Origin of the sequence: Veillonella sp. CHU732 (assembly GCF_003992085.1) — a bacterium.
Classification (GTDB): Bacteria; Bacillota; Negativicutes; order Veillonellales; family Veillonellaceae; genus F0422.
Window position 1 is genome coordinate 1 of record NZ_RQVC01000003.1, and the last position, 18,446, is coordinate 18,446.

An 18,446-nucleotide genomic window follows, 5' to 3' on the forward strand; every position below is an offset into this window, starting at 1 on the left:
ATGCCTGGTGATAACATCACTATGAACATCGAGCTTATCACTCCAATCGCTATTGAAGAAGGTTTACGTTTCGCGATTCGCGAAGGTGGCCATACAGTAGGCGCTGGTGTTGTTACAGCTATCGAAGCATAATTGAATCATAGATTCTAAATACAAAAAGCGACCGCAAGGTCGCTTTTTTGTGTTTTAATACTTCTTGTATAGATTATTGGTTCCCAAAGACTGCTCTTAGGTTACTCATGTATGTATTCCTATAAGGTTATATGTACCTGTACTTACTATCCTATAGTTTACAACATGGTGCTTGTTATTAAAGATGATATGATAGATGTATAGACTCCTAGAATCATAGATGCCTATAAGAATGTATGGTGTATAGTTGCACAGATTTTGTAGCCATAGATACAGTAAAATGAAAGGTATTTAAGTATACTAAAATATAATAAACTGATAATATATATCATATATAATTTGGAGAATATCATATATAATAATAGTAGCAATATACAAGTAAATTATATTAATAGTATTGATAGACACAAGGAGATTTCTATGAGTACAATCACAACAATGCCCGTTTCTATGGAAGGCTGGCAAGAGGAGCAACAGTCTTGGAATCAAACGTCCAAGTTTTTCGTGAATATGCACAAGCGCGAGGATCGTGTGGCGCAAGTGGTGGATTTTGTAGCACGCTTACAAGAGTTAGGCATCCATCCAGTAGAAGGAGAAACTGCACTTGATGTAGGCTGTGGTACTGGTGACTATGCCATGGGACTCGCTCGTAATGGGGTAAAAGTAACTGGAGTCGATCTTTCCACAGGCATGCTAGAAGGTGGTAAAGCCATTAGTGAAAATGAAGGTCTTTCACTAGATTTATGGCTAGGACCATGGTCTGAAGAGGCACGGCAAGCCTTGGGGTGGGACAAACAATTCGATTTGGTATATAGTATTTTTTGTCCTATTATGTCGGATACAGCTAATTTGCACGCTTTACATCGGGCTAGTCGTAAGCATTGTTTGTGTATTATGTTCGCCGATCGAAAAGATGAATACTTAGATGCCATCTATTCTGAGCGATATGGTGTAAGCGGAAGCCCATGGGAATCCATGTTACAAGATTGCTTGGGCACAGTTAACGAAATCGGCAAGAATGTAAATATTACTTATAAAACAGTAGAAGAAGTAGAAACCTTAACTGTTGATGAAGCAGTCGATTATTTCTGCTTACGTGTGCATCGTAAAGTAGGTGGCGATTTAGAGGTGATTAAACAAGAAATCCGGGAGTTCTTATCTGCGAAAGCTGTAGATGGCAAATTAGAAAACCATACAACAGATACCATTGCGTGGATTTCTTGGCGAGTGTAATCTTTTGTACTTATAAGATATAGACTTTACGGGGTTACCCTAGTATATACATAATCTATAGGGATATACGTACTTTATTAGAGCAAACATAGTGTATCAAGTATGTTAGTTCTAACGATATAGACAGGACACAAAACCATAGGCTATCTATATAATAAAAGACTGTAAACACTTGGGAACACCCTGTGTTTACAGTCTTTTTGTGTTGTCAGTTGCGATGAGGTGTAGGCATGAACGTGAGCCTAAAGACATGCAATATTATAGTATGCTAATCTTTTTAAGAATCTTGAGATAGAGCTTCGCGACGTTCTACGAACTTACGCAAACTACCATATCCTTCTTCCTCAAGCTTTTCTAAAGGAATAAAACGCAAGGCAGCGCCGTTGATACAATAGCGGAGGCCGCCCATGGACTGAGGTCCATCTTCAAAGACATGTCCTAAGTGAGCATCGCCAATGCGACTGCGCACTTCGATGCGGCGATGCCCTAAACTATCATCTTGATAGTAACGGATGACATCGCTGTTGATGGGTTGCGCAAAGCTTGGCCAGCCACAACCGGAGTTAAACTTTTGAGCAGAGATGAAGAGAGGTTCTCCAGAGGTAACATCAACATAGATACCGGGATGAAACTCATCTGTATATTCATGAGAGAAAGGGCGTTCTGTAGCACTATGCTGGGTTACAGAATAGGCTAGGTCGCTGAGCTCCTCTTGTAAAATAGTATCGGATTTGCGTTCGTAGGCGCTTTCATCAACGAGTGGTTCATAAGCTTTGGACACATTAATATGACAATAGCCATTTGGATTTTTGTCTAAATAATCTTGGTGATAGTTTTCAGCTGGATAAAAGGATGCTAGAGGTAAGACTTCTATGGCAAAAGGCTCTTTGTAATGGCTGTTAGCACGCTCTAGGGTGGATTCAATGATGGCTTTATCGTCAGGGTGTTCATAATACACACCGCTGCGATATTGCACCCCTACATCATTTCCTTGCTTATTAATGCTGAAAGGATCGATAATGCGTAAAAAATACTGCAAAACTTTAGAGAGAGGAATCACAGATGGATCATAGGTGACTTTCACAGTTTCCACGTGACCACTGCCACGACATACGTCCTCATAACTTGGATTTGGCTGAGCGCCGTTGCTGTAACCTACCTCAGTATCTACAACACCTGGAATGCGTTGAAAGTAGCTTTCAACACCCCAAAAACAACCGCCGCCTAGATATATAGTTTTGTTCATAATATCACTCCTTTTTATTGTGTATATTAGTGACAATGGCATCATTATATACTTGATTTTAATTATAGCATGTATTTGTATGAAAGAGTGTATGAAATAATACTATTACAGGTATGAGATATATGGTGTAATGATATGTAGAGTAATAAGATTCCTCATACTATATGTTTATAATGGTGAAAGCCACCTGACTCGTATGGGGCCGAGTAGGTGGCTTGTTTGTGATAACTATAGGTGTGTATGGGAAGTCACCGTTATCACATATGTAAGTAGTTTGAAAGGCTGGAACATATGAGGTTTCATAGTTCCTGTCGAGTATCACATCGACAAACATAGTATAGCAAAAGAGTAGGAATAAGTAAAATAAGAATAAAATCTTACTTATTATAGGGTATGACTATATCATATAAGTACTTTTTATGAACTAATATGCATATATTATATGCAGTTATAAAATGTATAATTACAGTGTATATGGCTGTCATATGTATTGGTGTTACTGGAATCTATAAAGAGTAAAATTATTTGGTTGACATCATCTCTATTTCTGAATGTATCTAAGTGTAAGGACTTGGTACTAAGAAAGGAGAAGAATATGGCAGCAAGTACAGTAGTGAAAAAAGAATTACATTTAGTCTTTATGGACACATCTAAGGAAGAGGTAAGTATTGTAGTAGGATTCCCAAAAGAAGGGGTTACTAAATCTGAAATCGACACAGTTGGACAGCTTATGGTAGAAAAAGATGTACTTCGTGGTCGTAAAGATCAACGCTTAACTAGCTTTCAACATGGTACATTAGTGACTACAGAATCCACAGTGGTAGAATAAGGAGGAGTAAGGTATGACTACAACAATGGTGACTAAATTGCAATTACAATTTAAAAAAGGTGAAGGTGCACACAATGTGAAAGTAGCCAATTTTGCCTACGTAAACGAAGCAGCATCCGACGAAGATATCAAAGCCGTGGGCGATGCATTAGGCAAGTTATATGCGTACCCATTGGTAGGTGTGGTTCGCAATAATGCGATCGCTTTGGCGGCGTAATATGGATAAGCTTGAAAAAGTAGTAAAAATCGTTAGAATTGCTTTGTGGGTATACAAGTGGTTAAAACGATAAGGTAGGATAGAGCCTTTAGACAGGAGAAAACCACATATCCCAAAGGTATTGTAAAAGTGTATATATGACTTAGTGCCAAGGATTACCGTAGCCATCTTGTTAACAATAGCAAGATGGCTATTGTTATGCTATATGTAGAATGCATACCTAGAAAATATACTTAGAAGGCATGGTGTTGATGATGACAACCTATATGATAGAAATGTAAAAACCGGAATCTCGGAAGTGGAGATTCAGGTTTTTGTGATAAGTCCTACCATAGATTAACGTTTAGATTTTTCCAGTTCTTGTTGCACCAAAACAATAGCTTTTTTGTACTTTTTATACATTCCTTGACGACTCATTCCATATAATTTGGCCATATCACTAATGGACTTACCTTGAAATAAAATCTGCTCTAATAGGGCAGCGTGCACGGTATCAATCCGTGAAAGTGCCTCTTTCAACGCTGCAATTTGTAAGTGCGCAAGGGCCTCCTGCTCTGTATCATCTTCGGCAGGGATATGGATGATTGGATTCGAGTCATCCTCTTCATGAAGTAAAGATTCATGATTCCATTGATGAACGCTTTTACGGAAGAGGTTCATTTCTGCATAATGGATACGAGATTTTACAAACCCTGCAAAGGGGACTTCACCGTTCAGATCGTACGTTTGGATAGCGGTTAAGAATGTCTCCCATAAAGTGGCCTCTAAGTCATTTTCCATATTGCGAAGCTGACGTACATGAGAGTACCGTGCAATGAGAGGTACGTAACGATGACATAGAATAACAGTAGCCGATGTATGCCCTGCTTGGGCTAAAGCGACTAGTTCTTCATCAGTATACGAATCTTCTGCGCAATCGGGACATGCATTTTGAAGACCTTTTGTAATGTAGGATCTTTCCATAGCATCCTCCTTGTAGAAAGGACTTATCACTGTTGTACTTTAGAATACGTTATCTGTCCGTTAGTTCTGGTGAACACCTCCTGGTTCCTACAAATTTGAATAAGAAAATAAATTCTGTTACAAGCGCTTGTACTATTGATTAGAATTATAAATCAAAAAGTGATAAAAGTCACCAATAAAATGATCAAAACTGCTCATATATACAGAATTGGTATATGGAATTTGAAAAATATAATGTATATGCTAGTTGTTTATAATAGTATATAAGAGGATCACAAAAGTAGATATAATTAAAGGTTAGTCACTTATTCCGCTATGCAGCCTGTGGTGGTCTTGACTAATTATGATAAAGGGAAGAGCACGGTATACCTCCTCTCAAACGGTATTGCATAATAAATCGTCACTTATTAGTTTATGTAGTCGATAAAGAACCGCCACAATTTTATCTTTGAAAAGGTAATGCGTGAGAAGTCAATTTGTAAGGAATTATTAGAACGGGTATTGGAGATTTCTATTCGGGACATTGCGTATATTGAAACGGAAAAAACGATAGAATCTGGCCTTGATGAAAAGGGGATTCGCTTAGATGTGTATGTCAATGATGAGAAAGGAACCGTCTACAATATTGAAATGCAAACATACAAAAATATGCCAGAGTTAATCAAACGGTCACGGTTTTATCATAGTGCGATTGACCATTATTCTATGGAAAAGGGCGCTGACTATATGACACTGAATGATTGTTTTGTTATCTTTATCTGTACGTTTCCTATATTTTCTGGGAAGCGTCATAAGTATACATTTACAAAAAAAATGTACAGAAGAACTGGGCAAAGAGTTGGGAGATGGACTAATTACTATCTTTTTAAGTACTAAAGCAGAAATGAATGATGTTTCGGAATTATTACAGAATTTTTTGGATTATGTAGATGGTAGACCACCAGTAGATGGGTTAATACAACAGATGGATGAGATAGTACATGTAGTAAAGCAAAGTAAAGAATGGAGGGGTGAGTATATGAAGCTAGAAATGGATCGGAAGAAATATTGGCGTGAAGGAAAACTAGAAGGAAAAGAAGAAGGTAGATTAGAAGCTATTATTGGTATGCTACGTGAAAAATTATCGGTAGAGATGATTGCCCGTATTACAAATATGTCTGTAGAGCAAGTTGTTGAAATCGGGAAAGAGCATGCGCTCTTATAAGACGTCTCTTGCGATGCTATGAAAACTTGTGGCGGTCGTAACTGAATAGGATAAAGGGAAGCCCATGGCATACTCCTTCTCAAACGGTATTGCATAATGTTTGTTCAGGAGCACGCCATGGGCTTCTTGCGTTAGTTTCATTTAGTCAGTAAGAACCGCCACAAAGACTGCTACGCCTAACTGCGTTCCTTAGCCTCATCTCTTCCTGTAATGGGAGGAGGTGGTTCTATGAAAAATTTTAAGAAATTATCTTTACTGATAAAAATTCTAAAATTTATAATAGATCTTTATCATTTCTTTAACTAGAAATGACAAAGCCTAACGTAAACGATAAGTGTTCTCAGCACTTATACACGTTAGGCATCATCATATTTTGATATTCTTGAGATGAGCCTAAGGCCACAGACACGTTGATGGCTCTTCTTTTTATGAGTTAAGTTTAGCATACTTTCAGTAAAAATACTATGTAGTTCGCTAATATAATACGACATAAAGGTCGCTATGTCCAATGGTTAGGAGATATTTGTAAATTTATAGATATATTATTTTGTTATAGGTAATGACTATATATAATAATATGTATCCTGTATAAGGATAAATGTACGTATATTGTTGACATATGATGGACATCCTAGTATACTTAATTCATCGTTAATCGATAGGTTTTACTGGAAAGAGAGGTGGATTGAATGCCTATACGAGTAGTGAAAGGATTACCAGCCATAGGGAAACTTTCAGAAGAGAATATATTCGTCATGGATTCGGAACGGGCAGAGTCACAAGATATTCGACCACTCCACATTGTGGTTGTGAACTTGATGCCACGGAAAGAGACCACGGAAATTCAACTGCTTCGTGCTTTGAGTAACACACCGTTACAAACAAAGGTCACCTTTCTTTACACGGCGTCTTATACAGCGAGTAACACAAGCCAAGAATATTTGGAAACCTTTTACAGGACTTTCGAGGAAATCAAAGATCAATACTTTGATGGCTTGATTATCACAGGTGCTCCGGTAGAGCAAATGCCCTTTGAGGAAGTGAATTACTGGGATGAGCTTTCAGAAATTATGGAATGGAGTAAAACCCATGTGTGTTCGACCCTCTACATTTGTTGGGGAGCCCAAGCAGGGATTTATAAGCATTTTGGTATCCACAAGGAAGATTTGCCTACCAAGCTGTTCGGTGTCTATGAACAAGAAGTGCAGAACAGTAAGCCCATGCTTATGCGTGGTCTAGATGAACTCTTCTATATGCCTCATTCACGGCATACGACGGTGAGTGAAAGCGAAATTAACGCTCACCCTCAGTTAGAAGTGCTAGTCCGCGCGGATAAGACCGGTGTTGGTATTGCCAGGTCCTATGATAATAAACATGTGTTTATTTTTGGACATCCTGAATATGATAGAGACACCTTATACCAAGAGTATGATCGGGATAGAAAGCAAGGGTTAGAGATTGAGATTCCAGAAAATTATTTCCCTGGAGATGACCCTACTAAGACGCCGATGATACGATGGCGTTCGGCATCGACCATACTTTATACAAACTGGTTAAATTATTATGTGTATCAAGAAACGCCATATGAGGTTAGTGAATTACAATCGAGACCGATTGAAGAACCATATATACAAGACTGGGTGATTTAATCCTAGTTAATAGATAGTAAAGATTTAAGAATAGTGAGGAAAGTAACATGAGCAATTACAAATTTGAAACATTACAATTACATGCAGGTCATACAGTAGACGCAACAGGTTCCCGTGCAGTACCAATTTATCAAACAACTTCTTATGTATTTAAAGATGCAGAACAAGCAGCAGGTCGTTTTGCTTTAACTGATGCAGGTCCTATCTACACTCGTTTAGGTAACCCTACTCAAGACGTATTGGAAGGCCGTGTAGCGGCTTTAGAAGGTGGTGCTGGTGCTATCGCTGTAGCATCTGGATCCGCAGCGATTACATATGCCATCCAAAACGTAGCATCTGCTGGCGATAACATTGTAGCAGCTTCCACGTTATATGGTGGTACATACAACTTGTTCAGTGCTACATTACCACGTTTCGGTATTACTACGAAATTCGTAAATCCAGACAACTTAGATGAGTTCAAAGCAGCGATTGATGACAACACAAAAGCTGTGTATGTGGAATCCGTTGGTAACCCAGGTGCTAACCTTGTGGACTTAGAAGCGATTGCTGAAATCGCTCACGCACACGGTATCATCGTGATCGTGGACAACACATTCGGCACTCCATACTTGTTCCGTCCATTTGAACATGGTGCAGACGTAGTGGTTCACTCCGCCACAAAATACTTAGGCGGTCATGGTACAACTATCGCTGGTGTTATCGTTGAAAGTGGCAAGTTCGACTACAAAGCAAGCGGTCGTTATCCTGGATTCGTAGAAGGCGACGTACATTACAATGGTTTAGTATACGGCAATCTTCCAATTCCTTTCACTGTGAAAGTGCGTGCTCAATTATTGCGTGACACTGGTGCATCCATTACTCCACTAGCAGCATGGTTGATTATCCAAGGTATTGAAACATTGTCCTTGCGTGTAGAGCGCCATGTAGAAAACACTCGTAAAGTAGTAGATTTCTTGGTAAATCATCCAAAAATTGCTTACGTAAATTACCCAGAATTACCAAATAGCCCATACAAAGCATTGGCTGATAAATACTTCCCGAACGGTGTTGGTGCAGTGTTCACATTCGGTGTAAAAGGTGGTAAAGAAGAAGGTATTAAATTCGTTGATGCTCTTGAAATCTTCTCTAACCTTGCGAACGTGGCGGATGCTAAATCCTTGGTTATTCACCCAGCAAGTACAACACATGCCCAATTGAGCCCTGAGGAACAATTGACAGCAGGTGTAAAACCAGAACAATTACGTGTATCCATCGGTATCGAAAATGTAGATGATATCATTGCTGACTTAGCACAAGCATTGGATAAACTATAAGATATAGAATTACATAATACTATATAAGGGAACTCACAATAGTGGGTTCTCTTTTTGTTGTGCAAATAGGGATAGACATTTTCTAAGAACGTTATCGTTACAAGATGGGTTATAGGATAATATAATCTAAGAGTATCATAAGATATATGACTAAATTAATAGGGGGAAATCTGATTAAAGACATCAATGTTCATATATGTTAGGATTTTATCATATATGATTTTATACTATATTCGGCGTTGATAGTCGCATCTAAGTATATTTTTATAGTGATTATGGGAGCATTGTCGGAACTGGTGCTGATATGTATGAATGTTGGTTTGGAGATACACAAAATCATACAAAAACGGTGTGATGTAGTGCTTAGGTGCTTATAATAGGCCATTTTATGGTATACTAGATATATATTTGTATTAAACACGAAGTGATATAGCAAAAACTATTAGAGGTGTATATAGATATATGCTGACTTTAAAAGTGTATAGAAATCAGTATAGGATATAAAGGGCTACGAAGAAAGGAAATCAACGAATGAACAGTAAACTAGTTGAAAATACGTGGTGGAAATCTGTGGTATGTGGCATGGCGATGGTTACTTTCACCGGTTTTGTAGGTATGGCGTATGCTATAGAGGGAACACCGGTGAGGACTTTCACAAAGGAGTTAGATAGTGTACAAACAGTAGATGCTCAAGGAATAGATGGGGAACACTTCGTATTACAAAAGGAGAATGCTGCACCAGAGAAGAGGGGGCTCTATATTAGCCACCGACCAGCTCATTTTCGGGTGTCTATGTTTGGCACTGTGAAAGATATTCATTGGATTGATAAGGTAGTTCCTACAGATAGTGGACATATAGTGGGTATTTTATTAGATTTTGATAAAAATACTACTATGATGATCACGAGACGAGATAATACACCAACGCAAGGTGTTTCTCAGGAGCGATGGAATACGACCTGGTATGATCAACCGATTCAAGGGATGACCGATGAGGAGTATATGGCAATTTGGCGACGCGAAGATCCGCATCTATCTGAAAAATATACACAGCTTGAAGGTGGCTTGTTGTGGAGAGAAGAGATGACGGCTGCTCGTTGGGACCGGTCTGTACAAATGACACCGGAAGGACCGAAAGCGCGTTTTACGGTGGACATGATTTTGAAAGACGACCCTACGCATCGCTATGTGATTACTTTCACCTATGATGATATCCAAAAGGATAGTATAGAATCATTGAAACACTTAGTGGATATTCTGGAGTACTTGCCAGATGAAAGTGATGCAGATGCTCAGCAAAACAAAAAACAACAGGCTAAGGAGCAGAGAGCCCCTTCACTAGCAGACGAAGAATATAACTTACCATCTACGTTGCTGTCAGACATGTGGATGGAAACGAAGGAGGTAACGGATCTTGAAGATTTATACCATCAGGAGTTAAGCCTAGGCAAGCCATCGGTGCGTAAAGAGCAGAAATTAAGAATTACAGAAGAAGGGATTACATCCCAATCCACTTGGGAAGATATGAGTAAGACGAAGGCTACCATCCAACGGTCTGGTCGAATAGGACTAGTGAAAGAATGAGTTAGCGAAAATAGTTGGTGAAAATTGATATAGACCAAGGGAAGAACATTACTATGAAGAGAATTAGAGGGAGGAATCACACAACAATGGGGAAGATATTTTGGAAAGCCTTAGCCTGTGGTATAGCGATTGCAACTTTTATAGGCACCATAAGTCTAGCAAATGATATACAGGTACAGCCTATAGTTACTTTCATAGACCAGGGAAGAATGAAAAAAGGAATACCATTTTATATAGAAGACCACTATTCAAAAAATAGCCTAATAAAAAGCAATAAAGAAGCAGAAAATATACCACACTATACGTACATCAATAGTCGTGAGGGGCATTTTCGCTTTGCGATTCCTTGGGCAATACAAACTATGGTATGGATTGATACGACGGAACTTAAAGGTAAGGGACATACAGTAGGAGTTCTGTTGCATTTAGACAAAGATGTAAATATGACGGTAACTCGTATAGATAATGTAGCACCGAAAGGGGAATCTCAGGAACAGTGGAATACTACATGGTATGACACACCAATTCAAGGAATGACGGATGCGGACTATATGGAAGTGTTGCGTCGAAACAGTCCCGAAGTTTTTAAAGAGTTCACAGTAGTAGAAGTGGGGGCATTATCTCGAGATGATATGACAATGGCTCGCTGGGAGCGATTTGAACAGCCTACACCGGATGGACCATATGTAACGTTTACCTTGGATATGATTATGAAAGCTGATCCTACGCACCGATATTTGATGGAGCTTGAATATGATGATATTCATAGATATGATTTGCAGACTTTGTTGCACTTATTAGATAATTTTGTGTATACAGGGGCTGATGAAAGTCGAGGAGCATCCGTCTCATTATCTTAGAATGATATTTTATAAAACCGGCGTATCAGATATGTTCTTGATTTATGAATTTCACCTGTATATAATGTGAGTAGAGCAGTTCGGTCGTATACTTTTGAAAACGAGGTGTATAGATATGGGGACTCACTTACAATCGATGGAATCTATGCCAGAGTATGAAGAGTTTTGTATTTGTTTAGGTAGAAAAATTGCTTGGGTTAGACGTTGTCAGGGACTTTCACAAAAAGAGTTATCTAAACGATGTGGTATTAGTCCAAGTTATTTAGCAAAAATTGAAGGTGCTAAAGGTTCCCTAGGGACATCGGTGCAGGTATTGTATTTAATTGCCAAGACTTTGCAGGTGGATGTGGCAACTTTGGTGTGTCATGATGAAATCGATTACCAACGGGTACGAATGTATAAGATCAAGCAACGGGTCATGGGGTACGAATCAAATCAGTTACATTGATAGATTATGTATAGTTGGAATTGTATCATTTTAAATGATAATATAATTATTCTCAAAAATAAAATTGAGAAGAATTAACTGAGAATATAGGGCACATACTTATTCTTTGTATACATAATGAAATATAAATGATAAATTCTATCAAATAGCGTAATATATAGGCTTGTTGATATAAAAAATGCAACATTACTTGTGAAAATTCGATACAAAAAGTATATAGAAATATTTGACAAGACTAAAAAAACATGCAATAATGAGAATGTAAAAAAGGTAAGTACCTTAGTAAATGATAATCATAAAGTTAGCGAATTTCTATTTTTTATGGAGGTGTCTCATGCGCGTTATTGGTGATGCATGCATTAAATGTGGTTCTTGTGCTTCTGTTTGTCCAGTAGGAGCAATTGCTGAAGGCGAAGTTAAATACGAAATCAATGAAACTTGCATTGATTGCGGTTCTTGCGAATCCGTTTGCCCAGTAGCAACAATCACAGCTGAATAATTCAAGCGAATAATAAACCCCGTAAACATACGTGTTTACGGGGTTTTCTCATTTTCGATTTACTCTAATTTTAGGCGGTTTCGATGCGGTTGCTCAACCGTTGTTCAACCTTTTTGAGGCTCTCATCATATTACTTGTTTTGTTTGTGTATGATTCTGTCAAAATCAGAGAATACTTTCTGCGTACGATTAAATTCTTTATACTCAGTAACTGCTTTCTTATCAGCTTGTAGTTTTGAAATATGCCCTTTATTAGTGAGCACTTCATATTCGTTGAAAGATAGGAATTTATCTACGCTTTCAGCAAAGGCTTTCATGGTGAAAGTATGTTTTCGTTCGATGATGCCTTCGATATAGTCAAAAAAGGAGGATACAGTTCGTTCTAGTTTGCGTATTTCGTCTGCGGTTAAATAATTTTTTGCGATGGTTACATCGGATTTATAAATGCGCCCATGAGGGGAGCTTTTCCAAGTTTGTAATCCCATGTGTGGTTTATCTCTATCAACGGCATTATAAATAATTTCAGCTGCAGTTTTGCCTGTGATAGCATAATGGAATTTGTTTTGCACCATGGCGTAAAATTGACGGGTGAAAGGATCCTGTATATCGTAGTCAATAGAGCATTCTGCGAATATATCTGTAATTTGTTGATAGATTTGACGTTCGCTTGCTCGAATGGATTGGACTCTGCGTAGGAGTTCTTTAAAATAGTTTTGATCAAAAGGCGTACCATTCTTCAACATATCGTCGTTGAGGGCAAAACCTTTCACAATATACTCGCGCAATACCTTTGTAGCCCAGATGCGGAATTGTGTAGCCTCTTTTGAGTTTACACGGTAGCCAACAGCTATGATGGCGTCTAGGTTGTACAGTTTTACTGTTGAGCTTTGCGTTTTCTGGGCTAAAGCTCCGTGCTTAGTGGTTATTGCAATTTCTGCAATAACCACTGATTCATCTAATTCGTTGGATTCAAAGATATTTTTTAAATGGCGACTGACAGAAGATAAAGATACTCCGAATAACGTCGCCATATCTTTTTGTGTCATCCAAAATGTTTCGTCTTTAAATAGAACGTTGGTAGAAATATTTTCTTGTCCTGATTGGTAGATGATTACGTCTCCATGTAAAGCAGAATCGATAGGAATCATGGTAGGCCTCCTTAGTGTCATGTACTGCTCTTTCTCTTACTTATATTACATCTTATCAGAGGGGCAAAGTCAAGGAGAAATAGGATAGTATTTATATAGAGGCAGAGATATCTAAAGTATTAGGGGTAGCGTGATATTGCAAGTCTATCAAATTTGTGGGATAATGGAACAAATAAAAAATTGCTGTTGGTCTACTGGCACGACGATAACATATAAACAAACACTTAAGTGTTAAAGCGGTGTTAAAACAAACAGTAAAGTAAGTAGTAAGGTTACATATTATAATTTCATAAGGAGATACGATGGAACGTATTTTTAAACTACAAAATTTGAATTGTGCCAATTGCGCTAGCGTGATTGAAACAAAATTAAATCAACTAGAATCTGTGTCAGCAGCAACTTTCACGCTTGGCACCCAGCAATTGCGCATTACCTCTAGTATAGAAGATACAGATATGTTACGAGATCAAATCCAAGCGGTGTGCGATGCTACGGAAGATGGCGTAGTAGTGGTACCATTTGTGCGTGCACCTAAAAAAGCACAACAAGTAGAGGATGACCATGAGCATAATTCTAGTTTAGTGGGGATTATTATAGGCGCTATCGTGATAGTGGTAGCAGAGTTTACAAATTGGGTGCCAGAGCAATACCTGACTCCATTATTAATTGTAACCTTTGTTGTATTAGGTTGGCGCATTGTATGGGCAGCAATTAAAAATTTCATGAAAGGTAAATTATTCGATGAAAACTTCTTGATGTCTGTTGCTACTATTGGTGCGTTAATCATCGGTGAATATGTAGAGGCTGTTTGGGTTATGTTGTTCTTCCAAATGGGTATTTATTTTGAGGAACGTGCTACAGAACGCAGTCGTAATGCGGTTATGGATGCAGTGGATCTTCGTCCAGAAGAAGTGCGTTTAATCGTTTGTGATGGTAGCGTGCAGGTGGTGAATCCAGAAGATGTACAAGTAGGGTCTCATATCGAAATTCGTCCTGGTGATCGTATTCCATTGGATGGCCGTATAGTAGAAGGTACTACGCGTATCGATACAGCAGCGGTAACTGGTGAACCAGTTCCAGTGAGCGCTACCGTAGGTACAGAAGTGATGTCTGGGTGCATCAATGTGGATGGGCGCATTGTCTTAGAAGTAACGCATGAATTAAAAGATTCCATGGTTATGCGCATTCTTGATGCTGTGGAACATGCAGCGGCATCGAAACCAAAGATTGATCGTTTCATTACTCGTTTCTCTCGCGTATATACGCCAATCGTAGTGGCATTGGCGATTATTGTTGCCGTAGTACCTCCTCTATTCACAGGAGAATGGCAATATTGGATTTATACAGCTTTAACGTTCTTAGTAGTATCTTGCCCATGTGCTCTTGTATTGTCTGTGCCTTTGGCATTCTTCTCTGGTATTGGTGCTGGTTCTAAACAAGGTATCTTGTTCAAAGGTGGCAAGGCGATCGAGGCTATGAGCCGTGTGAAAGCCATTGCCTTCGATAAAACAGGCACTATCACAACAGGCACTTTCAACGTACAAACAGTAGAAGTAACTGGTAACTATACAGAAAACGAAGTGTTGCAATATGCAGCAGCTCTAGAAGCTGGTTCTACACACCCGATTGCTATGTCCGTTGTAGAAGAAATACAACGTAGAGGAGTAGAGTTTACTACGGCTAAAGATGTAAAAGAAATCTCTGGTCATGGTATGGTAGGCATTGTAGAAGGCCATACCGTATTGGTTGGTAATGGTCGTTTATTAGAAACAGAACATGTAACGGTACCAACAATTGAACATGTATATGGTAGTGAGGTATTCGTAGCTATTGATGGTCAATATGTAGGTCGTATCGTCATTGCTGATGCTGTGAAAGAGGATTCTAAAGAGGCCATCCGTCGTATGAATGGAAAAGGATATCATACCGTGATGCTCACAGGTGATGTGGCAGCAAGTGCTAATCACATTGCTCAAGAAGTAGGTATCCAAGGTGTACGCGCTGAGTTATTACCACAAGATAAATTAGAAGTAGTTCAATCTCTTCGGAACGAACATGGTTCTGTCATGTTCGTAGGTGATGGTATCAACGATGCGCCTGTATTGACAGGTGCCGATGTAGGTGGTGCTATGGGTAGTGGTGCAGACTCTGCCATCGAAGCGGCAGACGTAGTATACATGAACTCCAACCTAGATTCCGTATGGCGTTCCTTAAGTATTGCAGAGCGTACCTTGTCCATTGCATGGCAAAATATTTTCTTCGCTATTGCTGTAAAAATTATCGTTATGGTGGCTGGTGTATTTGGCTTTGCAAATATGTGGGTGGCAGTTTTTGCAGATACAGGGGTATCTATTCTTTGCATCTTTAACTCTGTCCGTATTTTTTACAGTAAATAATATAAGTCCTCCTGCTAGCATGTACGCCCAACTATGTTTCAGGAGGCATTGTGATATCTTTTCCCCCCCTCTTCTATTAAATTTGTGGGATAATGGAACAAATAAAAAATCGTTGTTGGTCTACTGGCACGACGATAACATATTGTTATAAAGATGCGGTTCGAATCCGCATACAGCGCTCTAAGTACTAGGGTGCTTTTTTATTATCGAAATGAGATAAAACTAGGGATAAAAAAAATAAATGAATATGCAATCATATGTTGACAAAATAGAATTTTGTAGATATAATGAATATATGAATGAATACTCAATCATAAAATATATGTAATATATCAATAAAAAGGAGTTACTATGGAACGCATTTTTACATTGCAAAACTTGAACTGTGCAAATTGCGCTAGTGTCATTGAAGAAAAATTAAATCAACTAGAATCTGTGTCGGCAGCGACTTTCACAATTGGTACGAAACAATTGCGGATTACGTCTACCGTAGAAGACACGGAGGCTTTGCAAGAACAAATCCAAGCGGTATGTGATGCTACGGAAGATGGTGTAGTAGTGGTACCATTTGTGCGTGCATCTAAAAAAGCACAACAAGCAGAGGATGACCATGAGCATAATTCTAGTTTAGTGGGGATTATTATAGGCGCTATCGTGATGGTAGTAGCAGAGTTTACCAATTGGGTGTCTGAGCAATATATGATTCCATTGATGGTGGCGACTTTTGTTATACTAGGATGGCGCATTGTATGGGCAGCAATTAAGAATGGTATGAAAGGTAAACTGTTCGATGAAAATTTCTTGATGTCCATTGCTACTATTGGTGCGTTAATCATTGGTGAATATGCAGAGGCAGTTGGGGTTATGTTGTTCTTCCAAGTGGGCATTTATTTTGAGGAACGTGCTACAGAGCGCAGTCGTAATGCGGTTATGGATGCAGTGGATCTTCGCCCAGAAGAAGTGCGTTTAATCGCTTGTGATGGCAGCGTGCAGGTGGTGAACCCAGAAGATGTACAAGTCGGATCTCATATCGAAATTCGTCCTGGTGATCGTATTCCATTGGATGGTCGTGTTGTAGAAGGGACTACACGTATCGACACAGCAGCGGTAACTGGTGAACCAGTTCCTGTGAGTGCTACGGTAGGCACTGAAGTGATGTCTGGCTGTATCAACGTGGATGGTCGCATTGTCTTAGAAGTCACTCACGAATTAAAAGATTCCATGGTTATGCGTATTCTAGATGCAGTGGAAAATGCGGCGGCATCGAAACCAAAAATCGATCGATTCATTACTCGATTCTCTCGTGTATATACTCCAATCGTAGTAGCATTGGCTATTATCGTAGCTGTAGTACCACCATTGTTCACAGGGGAATGGCAATATTGGATTTATACAGCCTTAACATTTCTAGTTGTATCCTGCCCATGCGCTTTAGTATTGTCTGTGCCATTGGCATTCTTCTCCGGTATCGGTGCTGGTTCTCGACAAGGTATCTTGTTCAAAGGTGGTAAAGCCATCGAGGCGATGAGCCGTGTGAAAGCGATTGCCTTCGATAAAACTGGTACTATTACAACTGGTACTTTCAACGTACAAACAGTCGAAGTGGATGGTAAGTATACAGAAAACGAAGTATTGCAATATGCAGCAGCCTTAGAAGCCGTATCTACACACCCAATTGCGATGTCTATCGTAGAAGAAGTACAACGTAGAGGGGTAGAGTTTACTGCGGCCAAGGATGTAAAAGAAATCTCTGGTCACGGCATGGTAGGCACCGTAGAAGGCCATACCGTATTGGTTGGTAATGGTCGTTTATTAGAAACAGAACATGTAACGGTACCAACCATTGAACATGTATATGGTAGTGAAGTATTCGTAGCTATTGATGGTCAATATGTAGGTCGTATCGTCATTGCCGATGCTGTGAAAGAGGATTCTAAGGAAGCCATTCGTCGCATGAACGGCAAAGGATATCAAACAGTGATGCTTACAGGTGATGTGGCAGCTAGTGCGAAATACATTGCTCAACAAGTAGGTATCCAAGGAGTACGTGCTGAGTTATTACCACAAGATAAATTAGAAGTGGTACAGTCTCTACGTAATGATCATGGTTCTGTTATGTTCGTAGGTGATGGCATCAACGATGCGCCTGTATTGACAGGTGCTGACGTAGGCGGTGCTATGGGTAGTGGTGCAGATTCTGCCATCGAAGCGGCAGACGTGGTGTACATGAACTCTAACCTAGATTCTGTATGGCGTTCCTTAAGTATTGCGGATCGTACTTTGTCTATTGCTTGGCAAAATATTTTCTTCGCTATTGCTGTGAAAATTATTGTCATGGTAGCTGGTGTATTTGGTTTTGCAAACATGTGGGTAGCGATCTTTGCAGATACAGGGGTATCCATTTTGTGTATCTTGAACTCTATCCGTATTTTCTATAGTAAATAATATAAGCCCTCCTGCTAGAATGTACGCCCTACTATGTGGCAGGAGGGATTGTGATATCTTCCCCTCCTTGCAGTCATGCAAGGCATATATCACTACATAATAACTATACAGCAAAAAGGACTTGGTCATTAGGCCAGGTCCTTTTTGTTGTGCATAGATGTCTTGAAGGATATTTTTTAAAGCACGAACTAGCCTACCAACTCATTTTGCTCTATAACCCACCAACTTAGTTATGTCTAAATATTGATTGAGTGGAAATGGTGAAAGGCTATTATAAA

General features: G+C 39.2%; 16 protein-coding genes and 1 pseudogene. 14 read left to right on the forward strand and 3 right to left on the reverse strand.

The window, feature by feature from the left end; all coding sequences use genetic code 11:
• Together tuf and EO121_RS01775 are read left to right on the forward strand one after the other, a co-directional pair.
• Positions 1 to 132: pseudogene (gene tuf / locus EO121_RS01770) on the forward strand (elongation factor Tu); the annotation flags it as partial.
• Between the two features lie 420 nt (positions 133 to 552).
• Positions 553 to 1,365, forward strand: a complete 813-nt coding sequence (locus tag EO121_RS01775) for a class I SAM-dependent methyltransferase (RefSeq protein ID WP_127165589.1) — start codon at positions 553 to 555, stop codon at positions 1,363 to 1,365.
• 277 nt (positions 1,366 to 1,642) lie between these two features.
• Here the strand turns inward: EO121_RS01775 and msrB are convergent, their stop codons facing one another.
• The gene (gene msrB, locus EO121_RS01780) at positions 1,643 to 2,611 is read right to left on the reverse strand and encodes a peptide-methionine (R)-S-oxide reductase MsrB (protein ID WP_127165591.1); all 969 of its coding nucleotides are present in this window, start codon (positions 2,609 to 2,611) and stop codon (positions 1,643 to 1,645) included.
• A 595-nt stretch (positions 2,612 to 3,206) separates the two neighbouring features.
• On the opposite strand from msrB, the gene EO121_RS01785 reads away from it, so the two are divergent.
• Together EO121_RS01785 and EO121_RS01790 are read left to right on the forward strand one after the other, a co-directional pair.
• Positions 3,207 to 3,440 carry a DUF2922 family protein gene (locus EO121_RS01785; RefSeq protein WP_127165593.1) on the forward strand — a complete coding sequence of 78 codons (234 nt, stop codon included), beginning with the start codon at positions 3,207 to 3,209 and terminating at the stop codon, positions 3,438 to 3,440.
• A gap of 13 nt (positions 3,441 to 3,453) precedes the next feature.
• The gene (locus tag EO121_RS01790) at positions 3,454 to 3,657 is read left to right on the forward strand and encodes a DUF1659 domain-containing protein (RefSeq protein ID WP_126939940.1); all 204 of its coding nucleotides are present in this window, start codon (positions 3,454 to 3,456) and stop codon (positions 3,655 to 3,657) included.
• A gap of 336 nt (positions 3,658 to 3,993) precedes the next feature.
• Here EO121_RS01790 and EO121_RS01795 read toward each other — a convergent pair whose 3' ends face one another.
• Positions 3,994 to 4,620, reverse strand: coding sequence for an RNA polymerase sigma factor (locus tag EO121_RS01795; RefSeq protein ID WP_127165595.1), 627 nt, complete (start codon positions 4,618 to 4,620; stop codon positions 3,994 to 3,996).
• A gap of 444 nt (positions 4,621 to 5,064) precedes the next feature.
• Between EO121_RS01795 and EO121_RS01800 the strand changes: the two genes are divergently transcribed.
• The 8 genes from EO121_RS01800 (at position 5,065) to EO121_RS01835 (ending at position 12,180) form a co-directional block, all read left to right on the forward strand.
• Entirely contained in the window at positions 5,065 to 5,496 is a 432-nt protein-coding gene (locus tag EO121_RS01800; RefSeq protein WP_255416479.1) for an Rpn family recombination-promoting nuclease/putative transposase, read from the forward strand.
• A gap of 7 nt (positions 5,497 to 5,503) precedes the next feature.
• Entirely contained in the window at positions 5,504 to 5,824 is a 321-nt protein-coding gene (locus EO121_RS01805; RefSeq protein WP_127165599.1) for a hypothetical protein, read from the forward strand.
• A 689-nt stretch (positions 5,825 to 6,513) separates the two neighbouring features.
• Complete coding sequence (metA, locus tag EO121_RS01810; RefSeq protein ID WP_127165601.1) at positions 6,514 to 7,473, forward strand: homoserine O-succinyltransferase; 960 nt, start codon at positions 6,514 to 6,516, stop codon at positions 7,471 to 7,473.
• Between the two features lie 47 nt (positions 7,474 to 7,520).
• Entirely contained in the window at positions 7,521 to 8,789 is a 1,269-nt protein-coding gene (locus EO121_RS01815) for an O-acetylhomoserine aminocarboxypropyltransferase/cysteine synthase family protein (protein WP_127161247.1), read from the forward strand.
• 531 nt (positions 8,790 to 9,320) lie between these two features.
• Positions 9,321 to 10,373 (forward strand): hypothetical protein, encoded by a 1,053-nt coding sequence (locus tag EO121_RS01820; RefSeq protein WP_127165603.1) that lies wholly within the window; start codon positions 9,321 to 9,323, stop codon positions 10,371 to 10,373.
• A 209-nt stretch (positions 10,374 to 10,582) separates the two neighbouring features.
• A complete protein-coding gene (locus EO121_RS01825) occupies positions 10,583 to 11,233 on the forward strand; it encodes a hypothetical protein (protein WP_127165605.1) in 651 nt (216 codons plus the stop codon).
• Positions 11,234 to 11,348: 115 nt separating this feature from the next.
• Positions 11,349 to 11,681, forward strand: coding sequence for a helix-turn-helix domain-containing protein (locus EO121_RS01830; RefSeq protein ID WP_009353482.1), 333 nt, complete (start codon positions 11,349 to 11,351; stop codon positions 11,679 to 11,681).
• Positions 11,682 to 12,015: 334 nt separating this feature from the next.
• Complete coding sequence (locus EO121_RS01835) at positions 12,016 to 12,180, forward strand: 4Fe-4S binding protein (protein ID WP_127068391.1); 165 nt, start codon at positions 12,016 to 12,018, stop codon at positions 12,178 to 12,180.
• A gap of 130 nt (positions 12,181 to 12,310) precedes the next feature.
• Here the strand turns inward: EO121_RS01835 and EO121_RS01840 are convergent, their stop codons facing one another.
• Complete coding sequence (locus EO121_RS01840; protein ID WP_127165607.1) at positions 12,311 to 13,327, reverse strand: virulence RhuM family protein; 1,017 nt, start codon at positions 13,325 to 13,327, stop codon at positions 12,311 to 12,313.
• A gap of 302 nt (positions 13,328 to 13,629) precedes the next feature.
• Here EO121_RS01840 and EO121_RS01845 point away from each other — a divergent pair, with 302 nt between their 5' ends.
• Together EO121_RS01845 and EO121_RS01850 are read left to right on the forward strand one after the other, a co-directional pair.
• On the forward strand, positions 13,630 to 15,723 hold the full coding sequence (locus EO121_RS01845; RefSeq protein WP_127165609.1) for a heavy metal translocating P-type ATPase: 2,094 nt from the start codon (positions 13,630 to 13,632) through the stop codon (positions 15,721 to 15,723).
• 351 nt (positions 15,724 to 16,074) lie between these two features.
• A complete protein-coding gene (locus EO121_RS01850) occupies positions 16,075 to 18,168 on the forward strand; it encodes a cation-translocating P-type ATPase (protein WP_127165611.1) in 2,094 nt (697 codons plus the stop codon).
• Positions 18,169 to 18,446 lie beyond the last annotated feature (278 nt).